Below are 17,305 nucleotides of genomic sequence, written 5' to 3'. Positions count from 1 at the left end.
TCAGGAGATCGCGGAAGTCGTACCAGTGGAACCGGCACGCGGCGTAACATCATCGGACGCATCATCTCCGAGCAGACGGTCGAGATCCTCATCGCTGAGGGACTCAATATCCACCTCTTCCACCGCGGCGGGTGTTTCGACCACCGCAGGTGCGGCGGAAGCGGCTGGGGCAGCCCCCGACTTGCCTCCCACACGCTCTGAGATGAGGGTCACAATCTGTCCAATGGTTCGAGCCCGCATGAGGCTGGTAGGTGGCAGAGCCACGCCAATCGCTGCTTCCAGCGAGTTCTCAATTTCCACACCCATGAGGGAATCCAGCCCCAGATCGGTGAGCGGCTGATCAATGCGCAGGCTGTCCGGTTTCACTCGGAGCACCCCACCCACCACATCCCGCACGGCGGCACCAATCACGCCTTCACGCTCATCCGCAGAGGCGGACTCGATCCGCAGACGCCAGTCGCTAGTGCCACCACCGGCCTCCTGATCGTCCATGCCTGAAGCAAAGATGCGCTCCAGCAGCGGGTTCTCCTGCATGCCGCGGAAGAATTGACGCCATTTGTTCCAGTCCACCCGAATGGCCACGCCCTGAGCGGTGCCAGAGGCAAGGAAGCCTTCAAGGAGAGTGACCACCTCGCCAGGGGAAAGAGCCGCCGTCCCCTGACGGGCCAGAAACTCTGCCACCTTTTCGTTGCGAGCCACATAACCTTCACCCCCCAGCACACCCCAGTTCACCGTCAGCGCCGGCAAGCCGAGCGCACGGCGGTGGTGGGCCAGAGAGTCGAGGAACGCATTGGCAGCCGCATAGTTGGCCTGAGCAGGGTTGCCAAACACGCTCGAAACCGAGGAGAACATCAGGAAGCAGTCCAGGTCCATGCCGGTGGTCTGCTCATGGAGCAACCAACCACCGTAGGACTTGGGCGTGAGCACCGATTTCATACGATCCCGGTTGAGCACCCCGAGCGGGGCGTCATCGATGACCATGGCCAGATGCAACACACCTTTGAGCGGCACACTGAGCTGGCCGATCTCAGTAAAGAGGCGGGCCACATCTTCCTTCGAGCCTACGTCTGCAGAGACAGTTAGCACCTGGACCCCTTTGGCTTCCAAGCCTTGGACAAACTCCTCCGCTCCCGGGGTCTTCAAGCCGCTACGGCTGCTCATCACCAAGTGACGGGCTCCCGCCTCCACCAGCCAGTTGGCCAGCACACGGCCAAAGCCGCCGAAGGCACCAGTGATCAGGTAAGCACCATCCGGTCGCACTTCAAATGCAGGCACTGGAGCCTCCCCACGCCGCGAGACAAACTCGGGGGCGAAGGAAACGACCACTTTGCCGATGTGCTTGCCCTGCGCCATCTGGCGGAAGGCAGCATCCACACGGCACGCCGGGAAGGCGCGGAAGGGCAGCGGGTGCAATTCACCTTGCTCCACACGCTCGGTCACATCCGCCAGAAGCTGGCGGGCCAGCTTGCCATCACCGCTGAAGACAGCGTCCATCGCCACCACATGGAAGGATGCGTTGTTGCGCAGCGGCCAGAGCGGGATGCGGGAGTTCTGGTAGATGTCACGTTTGCCGATTTCAATGAAGCGGCCGAATTCTGAGAGGCATGCCAGCCCCATGGGGATGGCCTCGGAGGCCAGTGCGTTTAGGACGACATCCACCCCGCGACGGTCCGTAAGGGCCATGACAGCCTCCACGAAGTCGCCACGACGGGAGTCAATGACGTGCTTCACCCCCATATTCAACAGCAGGGCGCGCTTGGTGGCGCTGCCTGCGCTGGCGATGACTTCCACTCCCAAGTGACGGGCGATTTGGATGGCGGCCATACCGACCCCGCCGGCACCGGCGTGGACAAGGATGGATTCACCCGCACGCATACGGGCCACATTCACCAGCGAGTGCCAGGAGGTCATAAAGACCACTGGCAGCGTGGCGGCTTCTTCGAAGCTCAATGCAGACGGCATCACGCGAACGTCACAACCACGAGCGAGCGTCTGGGTGGCCATGCCGAAGACGGCCAGACCAAAGGCGCGATCGCCCACTTTCACGTGATCCACATTCGCCCCCACGGCGGTAATGATCCCCGCCACTTCGTCACCGAAGATGCGAGCATCAGGAGCTTCACCAGGGTATAAGGCCAGGGCCTTGAGCACGTCGCGGAAGTTCATCCCAGCGGCCATGACATCAATCACCACGTCATCCGGACCACAGGCTGGCTGCTCAAACGGCGCGAACGCCAGGGCATCCAGATGACCGCGATCCTTCGACTCCAGACGGAGGGGGACAGATGCGTCCAGCCACTGTTCCTGCACGGAACGGCCACGCGTCAGACGCATGGCATAGCGGGCTTCCCCGCGGAAGGCCACTTCTCGCTCCGCATCGCGGTTCCCCAATTCACCCAGCAGCAGATCCACATCCCCTTCTGAGGCCACCGGCGGCAGATCCACGCAACGGCAGGAAATGCTCGGCTGCTCATTGTGAATCACACGGGCAATGCCGATGGCGGGAGACTGGGCCACGCTCGTAACGGGGATCTCCTCACCCACTGACTGGGCACCACGGGTGATTAGGTCCATTCGGACCTTGGAAGCCGGGCAGATGGAATCTTGAGCTTGGGCCAGATGCAGCAGGGCATCTGTGCCGCCGAGCACGTCATCAGCCTTCGCAGGTGCGGCAGGCTCATCGAGCGTCCAGAGATACACGAAGCGTTCCGGAGCAGCGTCCGCCACAACCTCCGTGACCAATTGGGTCCAGTCTTCCGGGGCTTCCGCCCGCACGGTGAACTGGTCTTGGCCATCAGAGGCGTATGCACTACCACGAGTCACCACCCGGCACCGGGCACCGGCCTCACGCAGACGGGACACAAGCTGGTCGCCCAGACCGCCCGCATCAGCAAAGACCAGCCAGGATGTCTCCAGTTCCACGCCTTCGCCGGACTCTTCGGCCGTTGCTTCCTCGACGTCAGCAGGAGCAGCCCCGGTCGTCCAGGCCTTGCGGGCCAGCACGCCGATCTGTCCTTCACCACCACGTGGACCGGTAAGGCCGGGCAGTGAGGCCGTTTCGTCGAACCCAGCTTCCTTGAGCACCTTTTCCCACTGCTCCCGCTCCATGAGCGGCTGCACCGGGCGGAGCTCGCGGTCCGTCAGGCTCCACCAACCGCTCGTGAGACCGAAGACGGTCTCCGTCCAGAGCTGAGGGGAGGCGGTGTCCATGAACACCAAGCTGCCCCCTGGGGCGAGGAGATCACGCAGGTGGCCAAGAGCCTCGCGCACATCGCCCACAGCGTGCACGCAGTTCGTGCCAATGACAAAGTCATAGGAACCCAGCTGGTAGTCCTGTTCCGCAGGGGATCGCTCCAGGTCATAGGCCCGGTATTCCACCTCTGGAAATCCGGCCAGCTTTTGCATAGCACCGGAGAAGAATGAGGCGGAAACATCCGTGAAGGTGTAGCTGTGCAGCCCACGCTCAAGCTGCGGAAGCAGGTATGAGGCAAGACCGCCCGTGCCCGCACCGATCTCAAGGATGCGCAGACCGCGCCCCTCCGGCAGGGCCTTGGCCGCCTCCTGCACCGTGGCCGCAATGGCCGCCAGCCAGTGACAGGTGAAAAGGCCGTCACCGTAGAACTGGTCCAGAAGGTCTGCACCGCTTCCACCAAAGAGCACCTGGACCGCCTCTTTCTCGCCACGGAGAATAGAAGTCAGTTCCGCGCAGTTCGCCACGCAGAGCAGGGCCTCAGGCAGATGGCCGGGATGCTGCTCCACGTACTCACGCAGGGTGTCGTCCGCCGAGGCGGCCACACGGTCAAATTCCGCAGTGGGCACATAGCCACCATCCTTTGCATCCACCAAGCCGCGCAGCACCAGACCCGCCATGAGCTGGCCAAAAACCGGCTGCAACGCCGGGGCCACGCCCAGAGCCTCCGCAGTGATGAGATCACCGGCCCCCATCTTGCGCAGTCCCTGCGCCAAGTGGGCGGCTGCAAGCGTATCGCCTGCCGCCAGAGCCGCTTCCAGCTTCCCACGGCCACGTGCATTCACCACCTCATCGAGCGCCGCACCAGCGGCCTCTTTCAGACGGGACAGCGGCAGCGGCTCATGCGTCGCCGGTGTGCCAACGAGCGGCTTGCGCTCCCAGCCTACACTATAGATCAGATCCCGGATGCCTCCCGGGCTGCCTGAACGGCGCACCCCGGCCACAGCGATGGCCCGGAAACCGTCCACCAGCACGCAAGGGTTGCCCTCTTCATCATAGATTCCCAAGCGGCCCTGGAGATACTCGTCATTAAAGCCTTGAACCCCTGCCTCAACCTTGCACGAGGCACCGGGTGAGCGAAGGAAAAGGATGCGGGCAAAACGCACGGGCAACTTGAGCCGGGCTTTGCGTCCTTCCACGGTGCGGGCACCTGCGGAGAACACGTGCAGTGCACCATCCATGAGCACCGGATGCAGTTGATACTCCCCTGCCCGGACTGCGGAAGCCTCGGTCAAGGCGACTCGCCCGGAAGATCGACCACCCGCAGCAGCGAGTTCGCGCACCCCGCGGAACTCCTCACCGTAGCGCAAGCCCTTGTCGGCCATGTGATCATAAAAGTGGGTGAGATCCACCTTCTCCAGTCCTCGCACTTCTTGAGAAGCAGACTCCCAATCGGTGTTGGCGAACGTCGATTCCGTACGCTCGCTGCGCATCGTACCGACCACATGGACCGACCACGAGGCGGCGTTCTCAAACTTGCTCTGGATCGTGAAGGTACGCTCGTTGCTGTCGTAGGTCACCTCCAACTGGATGCCGGACGGGTTCTCCGGCAGGATGAGCGGCTTGCGGATCTCAAAGTCCTCGACGGCAAACGGGCGCCCCTCAAAGAGCTGCACCCCGGCTTCCAACACTAGCTCTACAAAGCCTGCAGCAGGGAAGATGACATGGCTCTCCACCTTGTGATCCTTCAAGAAGGCCATATGGCGGGAGTCCAGACGGGCCGACCACGTCGGAGTGGCGCGAGGCAGACGAGTGTCAAGCAGACCGCGCCCCCCCTTGCCAAGGCGACCTTCTTTCCAGTCGGGAGACTCGCTCCACCAGCGGCTGCGATCCCACGCATAGGCAGGCAGGGCAAGCTGGCGGCGGGACGGCGTGATGGCAGAGAAGTCCACCTCCACCGCATTCCGGTGCAAATTGGCCACCGTCTCAAGCATGGTGTCATGCTCACGCTCGCGGCGAATCGAGGAAAGGACGGGGGCCTTGACACCGCGCGCGGTAAGGCACTCCTGGATGGAATGAGCCAGTGCCGGGTGCGCGCTGATTTCCAGCCAGACATCCACACCATAGTCGGCGAGGGCGTTCACTGCCGGGGCGAAGAGCACAGGCTGGCGGATGCCGCGCCCCCAGTGGGCGGCGTCACAGGACTCACCCGAGCAGCGCTCACCGGTCACCGTGCTGAAGAACGGCACCGTCTCTTCGAGCGGCTTCATCTCTGCCAGCGCTGCCACGAGGGCATCTGCCGCGGGTTGCATGAGCGCATGGTGGAAGGGATGGTCCACCTTGACGAGGCGGGCAAAGACACCCTGACCCTCCAGCTCCGACTGAATGGCTTCCAGGGAGACTCTTGGGCCCGCCATGGTCAGGGAGCGCGGGCCGTTAAAGGCTGCGATACTCACCGTACGGTCATGACGTGCGATCACTGCACGGGCTTCTTCTTCGGACAGCCCCACGGCCAGCATGGTGCCTTCACCGCGGGCGCAGTCTTCCATGAAACGGGCGCGCTGCACGATGATGCGGGCTCCTTCCTCAATGCTGAAGATGCCAGCCACACAGGCGGCGGCCACTTCACCCACGCTGTGCCCCACCACTGCGGCAGGCTTCACCCCCCAGGACTGCCACAGTGCCGCGAGCGACACCTGCATGGCGAAGATCGCCGGCTGCCCCACTTCCGTGCGGGCCACCTGGGAAGTTTCCTCCGTTCTCGCCAACTCCTCCAGCAGAGAGAAGCGTGCCCACGGCTTCATTGCCTCGGCACAACGCTCCATCGTGGCGCGGAACACAGGCTCATGCTTCATGAGTTCACGGCCCATGCCCCACCACTGGGGTCCTTGACCACTCATCACAAAGCCCACTTTAGGCGCCTGCTCCGGCCGCGGAGTGAAAGAGACCTGCACCTTCGGCCCCGGGGACCCCGCAGCGTAAGCACGCAGTTCTTCGATCGCCTCTGGCATCGTCTGCGGCACCAGCGTCATGCGATACTGGTGATGATTGCGACGGGCACCCAGAGTATAAGTCAGGTCAGGCAGCAACGGAGTACTTCCATTGGCGTTGGATCGGGCTTCGAGCCAGTCGGCGATACGGGCCGCGTTACCACGCAGGGCCTCTTCCGAACGGGCGGAAAGCACGAGCGGCCACGAGCGGCCGTCAGCCATCACCGGACCTTCGGGCTGCGGACGCGCAGGAGCTTCAGACACGATTACATGGGCATTGGCACCCCCGAATCCAAAGGAGTTCACCCCAACGATGCGCTCACCATCAATGGCCGGAAACGGCTCCAAAGAGGTGGGAACACGAAGCTTCAGCCCGGGGAAGTCAATGTGCGGGCTGGGGGTCTCAAAATGCAGGCTCGGCGGAATCTGATGATGCTTCAGCACCAGCAGAGCCTTCAGAAGCCCCGCCACACCTGCGGCGGTTTCCAGGTGGCCAAGGTTTGTCTTCACTGAACCAATGGGGAGCGGATCGTCCGAGGCACGTCCGGCGCAAAGGGCTTCTGCAAGGGCGGTCGCCTCAATGGGATCCCCCACCGCGGTACCCGTGCCATGTGCTTCCACAAAGCCGATCTTGGAGGGGTCAACACCCGCATCGCGACAGGCATCTCTCACCAACCGGGCCTGGGCCTCAGGGCTGGGCAGGGAGATACCGTTGGTGTGACCATCCTGGTTGATGGAAGTGCCCACCACCACGCCATGAATGGGATCTCCATCGGCGATCGCTTTCGACAGCGGTTTCAGCAGGACCATGCCAGCCCCTTCCCCACGCACAAAACCGTTGGCGGAGGCGTCAAACGCTTTGCAGCGACCATCAGGTGACAACATTGACGCCTGGGAGAAGCCAATGAACCCGCCAGGGTTGATCATAATGGTCACGCCACCCGCAAGGGCCACTTCACCACGACCGCTCCAGATGTGCTCACACGCAGCATGCACCGCAGTGAGCGCGGAGGAGCACGCAGTGTCCATGGCCACACTTGGGCCAGTGAGATTCAGACAGTAGGAAATGCGGTTGGCCGCAATGCTGTGGGCGCTGCCCGTAGCTGTGTGAGGGCTGATGCCCGAGGAATCATACGGCGAGGCCTGGATGATCTGGTAGTCGTTGTGGGAGATGCCCACATACACGGCGAGATCGGTCCCCTTCTCGAAGTCCAGCACCAGGCCGGCATCTTCAATGGCCTCCCACGCAGTCTCCAGGAGCAGACGATGCTGCGGGTCCACAAATGGGGCTTCACGAGGGGAGATGCCGAAGAACTGGGGATCGAACTGCTCGAGTGATTCCACGAACCCACCCCGGCTGGCGATCGATTTGCCGAGAATCCCGGCTTCCGCATCATAGTACCGCTCCAAATTCCACCGGTCTGCGGGCACTTCACCAACGGCCTCACGGCCCTCGGCAAGCAATTTCCAGTAGGACTCCATGTCCGCAACCTTACCAGGGAAGCGACATCCAACACCAACGATGGCAATTCCTTCTTTATTCATACAAGAATTGTCTTCAAATATACGTGAATCACTGAATTACTGCCGTACGACACATCTACACTTCCGGGAAGCATGAACGATTTTCAACGAAATTCCGCAACCATGCAGAAACTGAGCCCCTTCTATTCCCGGTGAGGAGATTTGTCGCGCTTTTCCTGCCTCCATTTTGTCTTTTTTTTAATGCAACAGATTTTCGCAGAAAAGACTGTCCTTAGAGTCCACCAAAAGCGATACGAAGATTATGTGTGGCATTGCAGGCATGCTGGATCTCGGCGGTGAACGCACCGTGCCCGAAGAGGCCCTCCGAAGGATGGCCCGGGCTATCGTGCACAGGGGTCCGGACGAGGAGGGTTTCTTCATCCGCCCAGGCGTGGGGCTTGCCTCCCGAAGGCTGAGCATTGTGGGACTGGCCGATGGGCAGCAGCCCATGAAAAACGAGACGGGGAACGTGCATGTCGTCTTCAACGGCGAGCTCTTCGATCACATTGAAAAGCGCCGCGAGCTCACAGAACGCGGACACGTGCTGCGAACCCACTGCGACACCGAGATCCTGCCCCACCTGTGGGAAGACTATCAGGAGGGCTTCTTTGAAAAACTGCGGGGGCAGTTCGCTGTTGCCCTTTGGGATGATTCCAAGAGGCAACTGATCCTGGGACGTGACCGATTTGGGATTGCCCCCCTCTTCTGGACTCGACAGGGAGACTGGTTGCTTTTCGCGTCTGAGATCAAGGCCTTGCTGGCCTCAGGGATGGTGCCCGCCCGGCCAGACCACAAGGGCATCGATCAAATCTTCACCTTTGCCGCCCTCCCCGGGCCGACCACCTGCTTCGAGGGCGTGCGCATGCTGCCGCCTGCCCACTACCTCCGGATCCAACCGGGTCGCCAGAGCGCGGGTCCGACCTTGGACGAGCGCGCCTACTGGAAAATGGACTTCCCTGACCAGGGGCAGGAGGTGGACGGCGACGCAAAGAACCTTGTCGATGACTTCGAGAAGCATTTGCTCCACGCCGTTGGCATGCGGCTACGTGCGGATGTGCCCGTGGGCTCCTACCTCTCCGGCGGGGTTGATTCCAGCATGATCCTGGCGCTGGCCTGCCATTTGCAGGGTAAAAATGTGCACACCTACACTGTCCGCGTCGACCACCCTGACTTGGATGAACTGGACGCAGCCAGCATGGTGGCCCGATACATTGGTGCCCCTTCACCGATAGTTCAGAACTTCCGTACAGAGGACATTCTCAATACCTACCCGCGCCTCATTCAGGCGGCCGAGGCCCCGGTGATCGACACGTCATGTGCGGCGCTGCTTCAGCTCGCTCAAAAGGTGAACGCCAGCGGTCAAAAAGTGGTACTCACGGGCGAGGGCGCTGATGAGTGGCTTATGGGCTACCCGTGGTATAAGCTCGCCAAGGTGCTGGGGTATCTTGACGTACTACCCAATGTTCGCCTCAGCGACTGGATGCGCCGCGGCTACCTGCGGTTGAACAAGGTCCCCCAGTACTCTCGCGCGATCCGCAGGCAGATCGAGGATGTGATTGGCGGTCCCAATGCCTGGGTGGATTCCTTCGGGCTGCTCAGCATCACGAAGTTCCGCTTCTACAGTGAGGCCATGCGCCCCATGCTGGACACCATCGAGCCTTGGGAATCGCTCAACATGGACCTCAATCGGGCGAAACAATGGGCCCCCTCCAACCGCGGCGTCTGGATGGCTGGCCGCGTCACCCTCGCAGGCCACCTGCTCCAGGCCAAGGGCGACCGTGTTGCCATGCACTCCTCCGTAGAGGTACGGTACCCCTTCTTGGACGAGGAGGTGTTTGATTTCACCTCCAAGCTACATCCGAAGTGGAAGCTCAACGGCTTTCGGGACAAACACATTCTCCGTCTGCTGGCAGAGCGCTGGGTGCCCCCCTCCATCTACAAGCGTGGCAAAGTCATCTTCCGTGCGCCGCTGGACAGCTTCCACCTGGATCCCTCACCAGAGTTCATCAATGAGCTGTTGAGCGAGGAGTCGCTCAACCGAAGCGGCTACTTCGACGCCACAGCCGTGCACCAATGGCGCAAAGCGTACCAAGACCTACGTGAAGGCTCGATGCCTCGACTCTCGGTGGAGATGGGCCTCGCCGCCGTGGTGGCGACCCAGCTGTGGCATCACCTGTACATAGACAGCTCCCTCTGTAGCCTTTCGGATTGGACAAGCATCGTCCCACCGGCTGAGAAAGGCCTGCCTGCGGTGACCACTCACTGAACGCAACTGGGGCCTGTCGCTCGCCTAAGCGGACGACAGGCCCCGGAGTCAGGTTTTGGGGTTCAAAAAAACGAACGACGACCGCTTAGTTCAGAGATGCCAGCGTTTCCCTCCCAGCCTCTTTCATGGCCGCATCATCCTTCTCCACACTCGGCATGGCCAAGCCCCGTTTAAGGACTCGACGGGCCTCTTCCGTACGGCCCATCTGGGCGTAGGTGCGACCAAGCTCAATCTGATGCATCAAACGGTTGGGATTAAGTTTGGCAGCCTTCTCCAGACACTCTGCTGCTTCCTCATTGGTCGCGTCAGGCAGCTTGTCATAGATCATGGACGCCAGAGCCTTTTTCACCGCACCAACACTCGCCACTCCACGATGCCAACGGCCCAAGATGTGCCAGGCCAGGTCATTGTTGGAGTTCAGCCTGATCGCCTTTTCCGCCCCTTCCTTGATCAACTTGGAGCAGGCCACCTGTTCCTTGTTGCTCTGTAGCGGCAGCATTTTGCCATAACTGATCGCGCAGGAAAGCTGAGCGTCGGAGTTCATCGGAGCGAGCGCTGCTGCACGGCGGCCGTACTCCAGAGCGGTGGCACCCAGCCGCTGCTTCTCGCCAGCGGACTTGGCATCCGCCATCAGATGCCGGTACTGACGGGCGATCCGCACGAGGACATCCGCATTGTTCGGCTGGAGCTGCTCAAGCTTCAAGTAGTCGTCCAGCGCCTGCGAGGCCTCCAGCTTCGTATCATGAGCATCAGCTTCCTTCATGAGTTGCTCAGGAGTCTCGGCCTGAACACAGACCCCGGCGATCAGCAGGGCCGACGTGAGAAGCACCCCAGCACGATTGCCAAGGCGGTAAGAGGGAAGGCACATCATGCGCTCTTGGACGCAACGATTCTGGCGGCGTTCAAAAGCTTTGCTTCACTATTTCTGGGCCCGATAAGCTGAAGGCTGGTGACCGGAATCCGTTTGTTCTCAAGCGGTATGGGAATGGCCACAGCGGGATTTCCTGCGTAATTCACTGGGACTGTATTCTGATAGCCCAATACAAGCGCCTCAAAAACGGCCGTCTTGCCGATGAACGGGATCCGCAGGGGAGGGCCCTTCAAAGTGGGCAAAGCAATGAAATCGACTTGCAAAAATTTCCGATTCAGGATGCGCTGCCACGTCGATTTCCAAGCCAGCGCCTCATCGTAGCTACGGCGATCATGCTTCAGATCCCCCAGCAAAAGGGCGGCCTTGGTGGCAGATGTCACCCCGCGTTTGTCGAGAAACTCCTTGTCGCTCTCATACCCTTCTGCTACCGCGATGTTGTTGCCATGAGACTGGGCCTGATCCCAAGCGTCTTCGAAGGCCTTGTTCAACCGCACAATCTTGAAGCCCGCCTCCGTGAGGGCTCGATCCACCGCGTCATCCACAGCCTTGTCCGTGCCTGGAATGTAGAGGCGTCCCACCCGAATGCCTCGGCCACTGGGTTGATCCGCCACCTGCTCCGCATACGCCGCGGCTGTGCCAGGTTTGAGCAGGTCCATCCCTTCCACAAGCTTGGGCACATTGTTGGCCATCGGTCCCACCGTATCCAGGTGTTTTGGAGAAATGGGATGCACCCCCTTCAACGAGATGAGACCTTTCGTGGTCTTCAGCCCAAATATTCCGCAGCATGCCGAGGGTGTCCGGATGGAACCCGCCGTGTCGGTCCCGATTGCAATATCCGCCTTGCCGTTGGCCACCGCCACCGCCGACCCACTGGAAGAACCGCCTGGCATGAGCCGACGCTCACCAGCAAGATGGTTCTTCGGGGTGCCAAAGTAATGGTTGATGCCCGTCACCCCCAACGCCAACTCGTTGAGGTTTGTCTTTCCGACGATCCAGACGTTCCTCTGACGCACTGGCCTCATGCAGACCGCATCTTGCTGCGCGGGCGCAGCATGCTTGTAGAGGTACTCAGAGCCTGCCGTGGTGACCTCCCCTTTGACATCGATGAGATCTTTTACCGCCACCTTCACGTAGTGGGAGCCCTCGGGAGGAGGTCTGTAGCTAATGAAAGCCCGATCTCCTCTAAGCTCCTTGACAGGGCTTTTACAGCTGGTGAGGCTGCCAGACATTCCCACCGCAAAGACCAACCCGAGTACAAAAAGCTTGGGGTGCATGATGAAGAATTGTTCAATACCTCCCCCGGGGGGAACATCCGCCACAGTGTTGGATCACAACGAGTTCGAGAAAGCGGATTTGTCCGGATTTATCAAACTGCAAACCGCCCCCAATGGGATGTCCGCCCAAGACGGACGGTAGCTCAATTCGTACTGCACCTCTGCCGCCACCTTTTCCAGCAGCAGGATGGACAACTGATCTTCGAACGCCAACGCCGAATCCGGCAAAAAGCCCCTACCCTCCGCCGTCTCTCTATACCCCTTCAAATAGTTCCGACAGGCCTCGGAGGCCCAGGCCATCGCCACCTCCTCCAGCGTCAAGCGCTCCTCCGTGGAGCGATTCTTCAGTGCCGCCGCAGCCGCATATTGAAAAGAGCGCAGCATTCCGGCCACATCCTTTAGAGCAGGGCGCTTGAACCTCCGCTCATTCATTGCCAGCGAGGGTTCCCCTTCGAAGTCGATGAACACGAAATCTACCCCTGTGTCCAGCACCTGCGCGAGGTGAAGGTCCCCATGAATGCGAATCTTCTGCCCCCCGGCTAGGTTGGATGGCGGCATTCCCATTCTGGCCAACAAGGCATCCTGGCCTTTCAGAATCCGGCTTGCCAAGGGAGCCCACTCGGGTGGCCTTGCCGCCGCTTCAGCTTGAAGGCTAGCCAGGAGCCGCTCCACTGCATCACGGGTTGCCTGCTGCAATTGTTGCGCATCTTCTGCCGTCCACGGTTCTGGAGCAAAGGCCCGCCCTTCGCCCCCCGGAAGGGCCAGAGCCCCATGCAACTCCCCCGTACGCCGTCCCAGTTGCCGGGCACGAGCCAAGAATCGCTGCATGGGTGCAGGGAACTCTCTCCCCACAGCAGCAGAACCAGGGAAATCGCCGACCATCAGCTCGTCGAACCCTTTGGCCAGACAGTTGAGTGCCGAGGCCCAGCCATCGCCCACATGGCCGACTCTCTCCATCAGGACTGCCACTGTCGATTCTCCTTGCCCTGTAGAAAGGCTCAAACTGCCGTGAACAGGCGGAATGTGGGCAAAGGCACCTGAACAGTGCAAATGTTTCATCACCTCCACCTCCACGTGCTGGCCCCGCTCAAGCTTACGGTAAACCTTGAGCCACAATCGGGGACCCACCGCGACGGAGGCATTGGACTGCTCCACGCTCATAAAACGGGTCGCACTGCCGTATTCCTCCAAGGCAGCCGCCAGACCTTCTCCCGCGGGCTTCAGACCGCCCACCATGGTATCGGCCCCGCTCAGAACCGCCAGCAGGGCAGCCCGAAAGGCCGGAAGCGTAAGCGCATCCACCAGGACGTCATCCGGCCCCAATTTGGAGACCATCGTGGCGGGCTTCCCCTCCACCTCGTGGTCGAGTTGAACCTTCGACACCACCGCCAGGGGCAACAGGTATTCCTCCCTTTCCGAGTCCGCATAAGTCACTTCAGCGATGAAAAGGCGAACCTCGCCAGGCCAAGGTCCCGGCACCGCACGAATAACGCGCAATTGCTGGAGGGTCCGCCTCTTGCCTCCGAACCACCGGCTCGCAAAGAAGTACTCCGGCAACACTTGAGTTTCCAGATGAGTGACGAGCATCTTTGGCCAGTCCGCCAACCGGCCAGCCAGGTCGATCCCTTTGATAGCATCCGTTTCCGGCGGGTCTGTCATGCGAGGTCTTGTCTGGAAGGAGCCTGGGGCCACGCTAGCGGAGACCCGGAGTGAATCCAGTTGAATCCAGTTGAATCCAGCCATTTTCTGCCCCTGACGAGATTGGTTTGCCACTCACTCACCGTTATAGCCAGCTCGCTCTACACCCATGTCCACTGCCACCTCCCCTACCCCGCCTCTCTCACCTCAGTGCATTGGCATCCTCGGAGCGGGGCAGATGGGAGCCGCCGCCGCCGTGCTGTTTCGACGGGCGGGGCATGCCGTGGCGCTCTGGGCCCGCAACGTGGCCAAACACCCCCAGATCAAAGAAACCACGGATGCAACAGAAGCCTTTCTGAACGAGCACTTCGGTCCCGCTCCGCATGCAGGGGGCACTCTGACGCTGGAATCCAGCCTGGAGCAGATAGATCGGACCTCCGATGCCATTCTGGAATGCGTGGCGGAGGAAATGGAACAGAAGACCGCCCTACTCAGCCAACTCACGCATTGCCGGGAGCGCAAGGCGCTGATCATGACCTGCACCAGCGCTCTCTGCGTCACAGACATGGCCCGAGGCAGCGGCCTGGAGGGCATCTTGGTGGGGGCGCACTTCTGGAATCCCCCTCACCTCATTCCTGTAGTGGAGGTCATCCCTGGTGCGGGCACCCCAGAAGCTCAGGCGGAACGGGCAATGACCCTCCTCCAGCATGCGGGCAAAATCGCCGTGCGCTGTGCCGATGTGCCCGGCTTCATCGGCAACCGCCTCCAGCATGCCATGTGGCGGGAGGCTCTGGCTCTGGTGGATGCCGGCGTGTGCACAGCGCAAGATGTGGACCGCGTCGTGAAATGGACTTTTGCGCTCCGCCTGCCAGCTCTGGGTCCGTTTGAAAACATGGACCTTGTAGGCCTGCCCCTTGTGCAGAGCATTGAGACCTACCTCTTTCCCCACCTGGCTGCCAACCACGAACCCGCACGATCTCTCACCACCCGCCTTCAAGACGGCCACACCGGCATGAAAGCAGGGCAAGGCTTCTATGACTGGACAAACCGGGACGCCGCCGGGCTGGTGGCCCTTCGCGACCGGCAGGTGGTGCAACAACTCCAGTTCCTGAAGGAACAAGGGGCGCTGGACGAGCACCCCTGAATCGGTGTCAGGCCCACATCAACCTCGCTTTCCTCAATTTGATTCCATGAAACAACCTGCACGATTCCTCTCCCTCTTCGCCGTAGGCCTCACGCTCTGTTGGAGCGCCGCTCAAGCCGAGTCACCCGCCCAAGTCGAACGCATTACAGACGTGATCTACACCAAACACGATGGGGTGGCATTGACCATGGACATCTTCAAGCCCGCCAATCCCAACGGTGCAGGCGTGATCAAGATTGTCAGTGGAGGATGGAAGTCCAACCACAACGGCATCAATGACGGAGGCTGGCCCCAGGCCGGCTTCACCACCTTTGTCGTGGTCCACGGCACCCAGCCCCGCTTCCAAGTGACGGAGATCGTCGCCGACCTGAATAGAGCCGTCCGATTCATCCGCACCAATGCCGCCAAATACGGCGTGGATCCCAACAAGCTGGGTGTGACGGGGAGCAGCGCCGGAGGCCACCTCAGCCTCATGCTCGCCACCCGCGGAGGCGCTGGAGATCCCAAAGCCAAGGACCCCGTGGATCGCCAGAGCAGCGCTGTCAATGCCGTGGCCTGTTTCTACCCACCCACCGACTACCTCAACTGGTTTGAGCCAGGGGACAACGCCGTGGGGATCGGGCGCCTCGCCGCGTACAAAGCAGCGTTCGGCCCCGAGTCCGATACGCCCGAAGGCCGGGAAAAGCTGGGACGAGAGCTCTCCCCGATCTACTGGGCGCACAAGGGCCAGCCCCCCATCTTCATCGTGCACGGCAATGCGGATCCTCAGGTCTCCCACACTCAATCCACAAGATTTCATGAAAAGTGCCAGGAGCTTGGCGTGAAGTGCGAGCTCCTCATTCGCGATGGCGCCGGCCACGGCGGCTGGCAGGAGATGCCCCAGGACACCACCCGTATGGTGGAATGGTTCAAGTTCCAGTTGCTGAGTCAGGAACCCAGCGCCCCCTTCAAGCTCGGCACCACCACCCTGCCCAGTACACCAGTGAAGAAGCCTGCGACAACCCCTGTCCCATCGCAGCCGGCTGCGGCAACGAAGTAACACCCCCTCATGGCGGCGGGAAGTCAATTTCCCTGAACCAGACAAGCTGGGCCTTCCAAGTTGCCCTCCCAGCCCTCCCAGCCCTCCCCCACTGGGAGGCGCATGCAGACTTCCTCGCGGTCAGTCGCATGGGGACTCGCGATTCAGTGGCAGGAACTCATCTCCAGCAACCTCGTGCCCCCATGAAATTGGAACCACCCAACCCCGCCCCCATTCCCAAGAATCGAGCCCTGCTTGTCGGAGTCGTCCTCGCCATTCTGTTCGCCTTCATCGCCACCATCATCACTTGGGGCATGATCTGGTCCCAAGGGCATGAGGAGGCCGGAAAGTCAGCGCAGCCGGTCGAAGCCCGGCCATAAGAGCGGGGAGAGATCTCCCGTCAAGGCTGCCTGACGAGGGTCAAGTCATATTCCACCATCTCACGAACCATCTCATCAAAGGTGCACTTGGGGGACCACCCCAGCTCAGCACGAATGAGGCTGGAATCTCCCACCAATGGCACAGCGTCCTCCTGACGGAAAAAGCGATCAACGCTGACCACATGCTCCTGCCAATCCAATCCTACCTGCGAGAAGGCCGCCGCGCAAAATTCACGGACGGTGCGCAGATGGCCGGTGGCGAGAACATAGTCCTTGGGCGCAGGCTGCGTGACCATCAAATGCATCGCACGCACGTAGTCCGGCGCATAGCCCCAGTCTCTAAGGGCGTCCAGATTCCCCAGTTCGAGATGTTGTTTTTGCCCTGACGCGATCCGGGCTACCGCCCGGGTGATTTTGCGCGTCACAAATTCAGGACGACGTCTGGGACTCTCATGATTGTATAAAATGCCGGTCACGCAATACATCCCATAAGACTCCCGGTAGTTCCGCACCAGATGATGAGAAGTCACCTTGCTGATACCGTAAGGATTGCGCGGAAGAAATGGCGTTTGCTCCGACTGGGGAGCCTCTGTGGGCCGACCAAACATCTCACTGCTCCCCGCAAAGTAGAACCGGCAGTCCGGTTGCAGATCCTGAAGGGTGGCGAGCAGGAAATGGGTGCCACTGATGTTGGCAAACATGGTGTGAAAACCATCCGCCAGATGCTCGCCCACGAAGCTCACTGAAGCGAGGTGATAGCACTCATCGAACTTGTACTTCTTGATGAGGCGGTGCAGCCCGGGAAAGCTGTCCAGACTGATCGCATGCAAGAGGCACTGACTAAGCCCCCCCCCAGTCCTCCCTCCTTCCAGACTTTCGAGATTCGTCTGGCGCACCAGACCATGCACTTCATACCCGAGAGAGAGCAGATGTTCCGCCAAATAGGTGCCATCCTGCCCCGTGATCCCAGTGATGAGTGCCCGCTTCATTCTCACGCCATCGTGGCACGA

The 17,305-nt window shown here is 60.9% G+C and carries 9 protein-coding genes; 4 read left to right on the top strand and 5 right to left on the bottom strand.

Features of this window, described 5'->3' with window-relative positions; genetic code table 11:
- A complete protein-coding gene (locus VSP_RS13535; RefSeq protein ID WP_009961234.1) occupies positions 1 to 7,662 on the bottom strand; it encodes a type I polyketide synthase in 7,662 nt (2,553 codons plus the stop codon).
- 304 nt (positions 7,663 to 7,966) lie between these two features.
- On the opposite strand from VSP_RS13535, the gene asnB reads away from it, so the two are divergent.
- A complete protein-coding gene (gene asnB, locus VSP_RS13530) occupies positions 7,967 to 9,970 on the top strand; it encodes an asparagine synthase (glutamine-hydrolyzing) (RefSeq protein WP_009961233.1) in 2,004 nt (667 codons plus the stop codon).
- A gap of 85 nt (positions 9,971 to 10,055) precedes the next feature.
- On the opposite strand, the gene VSP_RS13525 is transcribed toward asnB, so the two are convergent.
- From VSP_RS13525 to VSP_RS13515, 3 genes are read right to left on the bottom strand one after another with little or no spacing between them, the layout of a single operon-like run.
- Positions 10,056 to 10,841: a tetratricopeptide repeat protein gene (locus VSP_RS13525; RefSeq protein ID WP_232289568.1), complete on the bottom strand. Its 786-nt coding sequence runs from the start codon at positions 10,839 to 10,841 to the stop codon at positions 10,056 to 10,058.
- The gene (locus VSP_RS13520; protein WP_009961230.1) at positions 10,838 to 12,115 is read right to left on the bottom strand and encodes an amidase; all 1,278 of its coding nucleotides are present in this window, start codon (positions 12,113 to 12,115) and stop codon (positions 10,838 to 10,840) included. Before VSP_RS13520 ends, VSP_RS13525 begins: the two co-directional genes overlap by 4 nt.
- A 54-nt stretch (positions 12,116 to 12,169) precedes the next feature.
- A complete protein-coding gene (locus VSP_RS13515) occupies positions 12,170 to 13,774 on the bottom strand; it encodes a maltokinase N-terminal cap-like domain-containing protein (RefSeq protein WP_009961228.1) in 1,605 nt (534 codons plus the stop codon).
- 148 nt (positions 13,775 to 13,922) lie between these two features.
- On the opposite strand from VSP_RS13515, the gene VSP_RS13510 reads away from it, so the two are divergent.
- The 3 genes from VSP_RS13510 to VSP_RS42230 all read left to right on the top strand — a co-directional run bounded on the left by VSP_RS13510 (position 13,923) and on the right by VSP_RS42230 (position 16,295).
- Positions 13,923 to 14,897, top strand: a complete 975-nt coding sequence (locus VSP_RS13510) for a 3-hydroxyacyl-CoA dehydrogenase family protein (protein WP_081452534.1) — start codon at positions 13,923 to 13,925, stop codon at positions 14,895 to 14,897.
- A gap of 46 nt (positions 14,898 to 14,943) precedes the next feature.
- Positions 14,944 to 15,936 (top strand): alpha/beta hydrolase, encoded by a 993-nt coding sequence (locus VSP_RS13505; protein WP_009961225.1) that lies wholly within the window; start codon positions 14,944 to 14,946, stop codon positions 15,934 to 15,936.
- Between the two features lie 182 nt (positions 15,937 to 16,118).
- Positions 16,119 to 16,295 carry a hypothetical protein gene (locus VSP_RS42230; protein ID WP_156345625.1) on the top strand — a complete coding sequence of 59 codons (177 nt, stop codon included), beginning with the start codon at positions 16,119 to 16,121 and terminating at the stop codon, positions 16,293 to 16,295.
- Between the two features lie 20 nt (positions 16,296 to 16,315).
- On the opposite strand, the gene VSP_RS13495 is transcribed toward VSP_RS42230, so the two are convergent.
- Positions 16,316 to 17,284: a GDP-mannose 4,6-dehydratase gene (locus tag VSP_RS13495; RefSeq protein ID WP_009961222.1), complete on the bottom strand. Its 969-nt coding sequence runs from the start codon at positions 17,282 to 17,284 to the stop codon at positions 16,316 to 16,318.
- Positions 17,285 to 17,305 lie beyond the last annotated feature (21 nt).

The sequence above is a fragment of the Verrucomicrobium spinosum DSM 4136 = JCM 18804 genome, assembly GCF_000172155.1.
Lineage (GTDB): Bacteria > Verrucomicrobiota > Verrucomicrobiia > Verrucomicrobiales > Verrucomicrobiaceae > Verrucomicrobium > Verrucomicrobium spinosum.
Note: the sequence above shows the minus strand (reverse complement) of the source record. Positions and strands in the feature narration are given on the sequence as shown.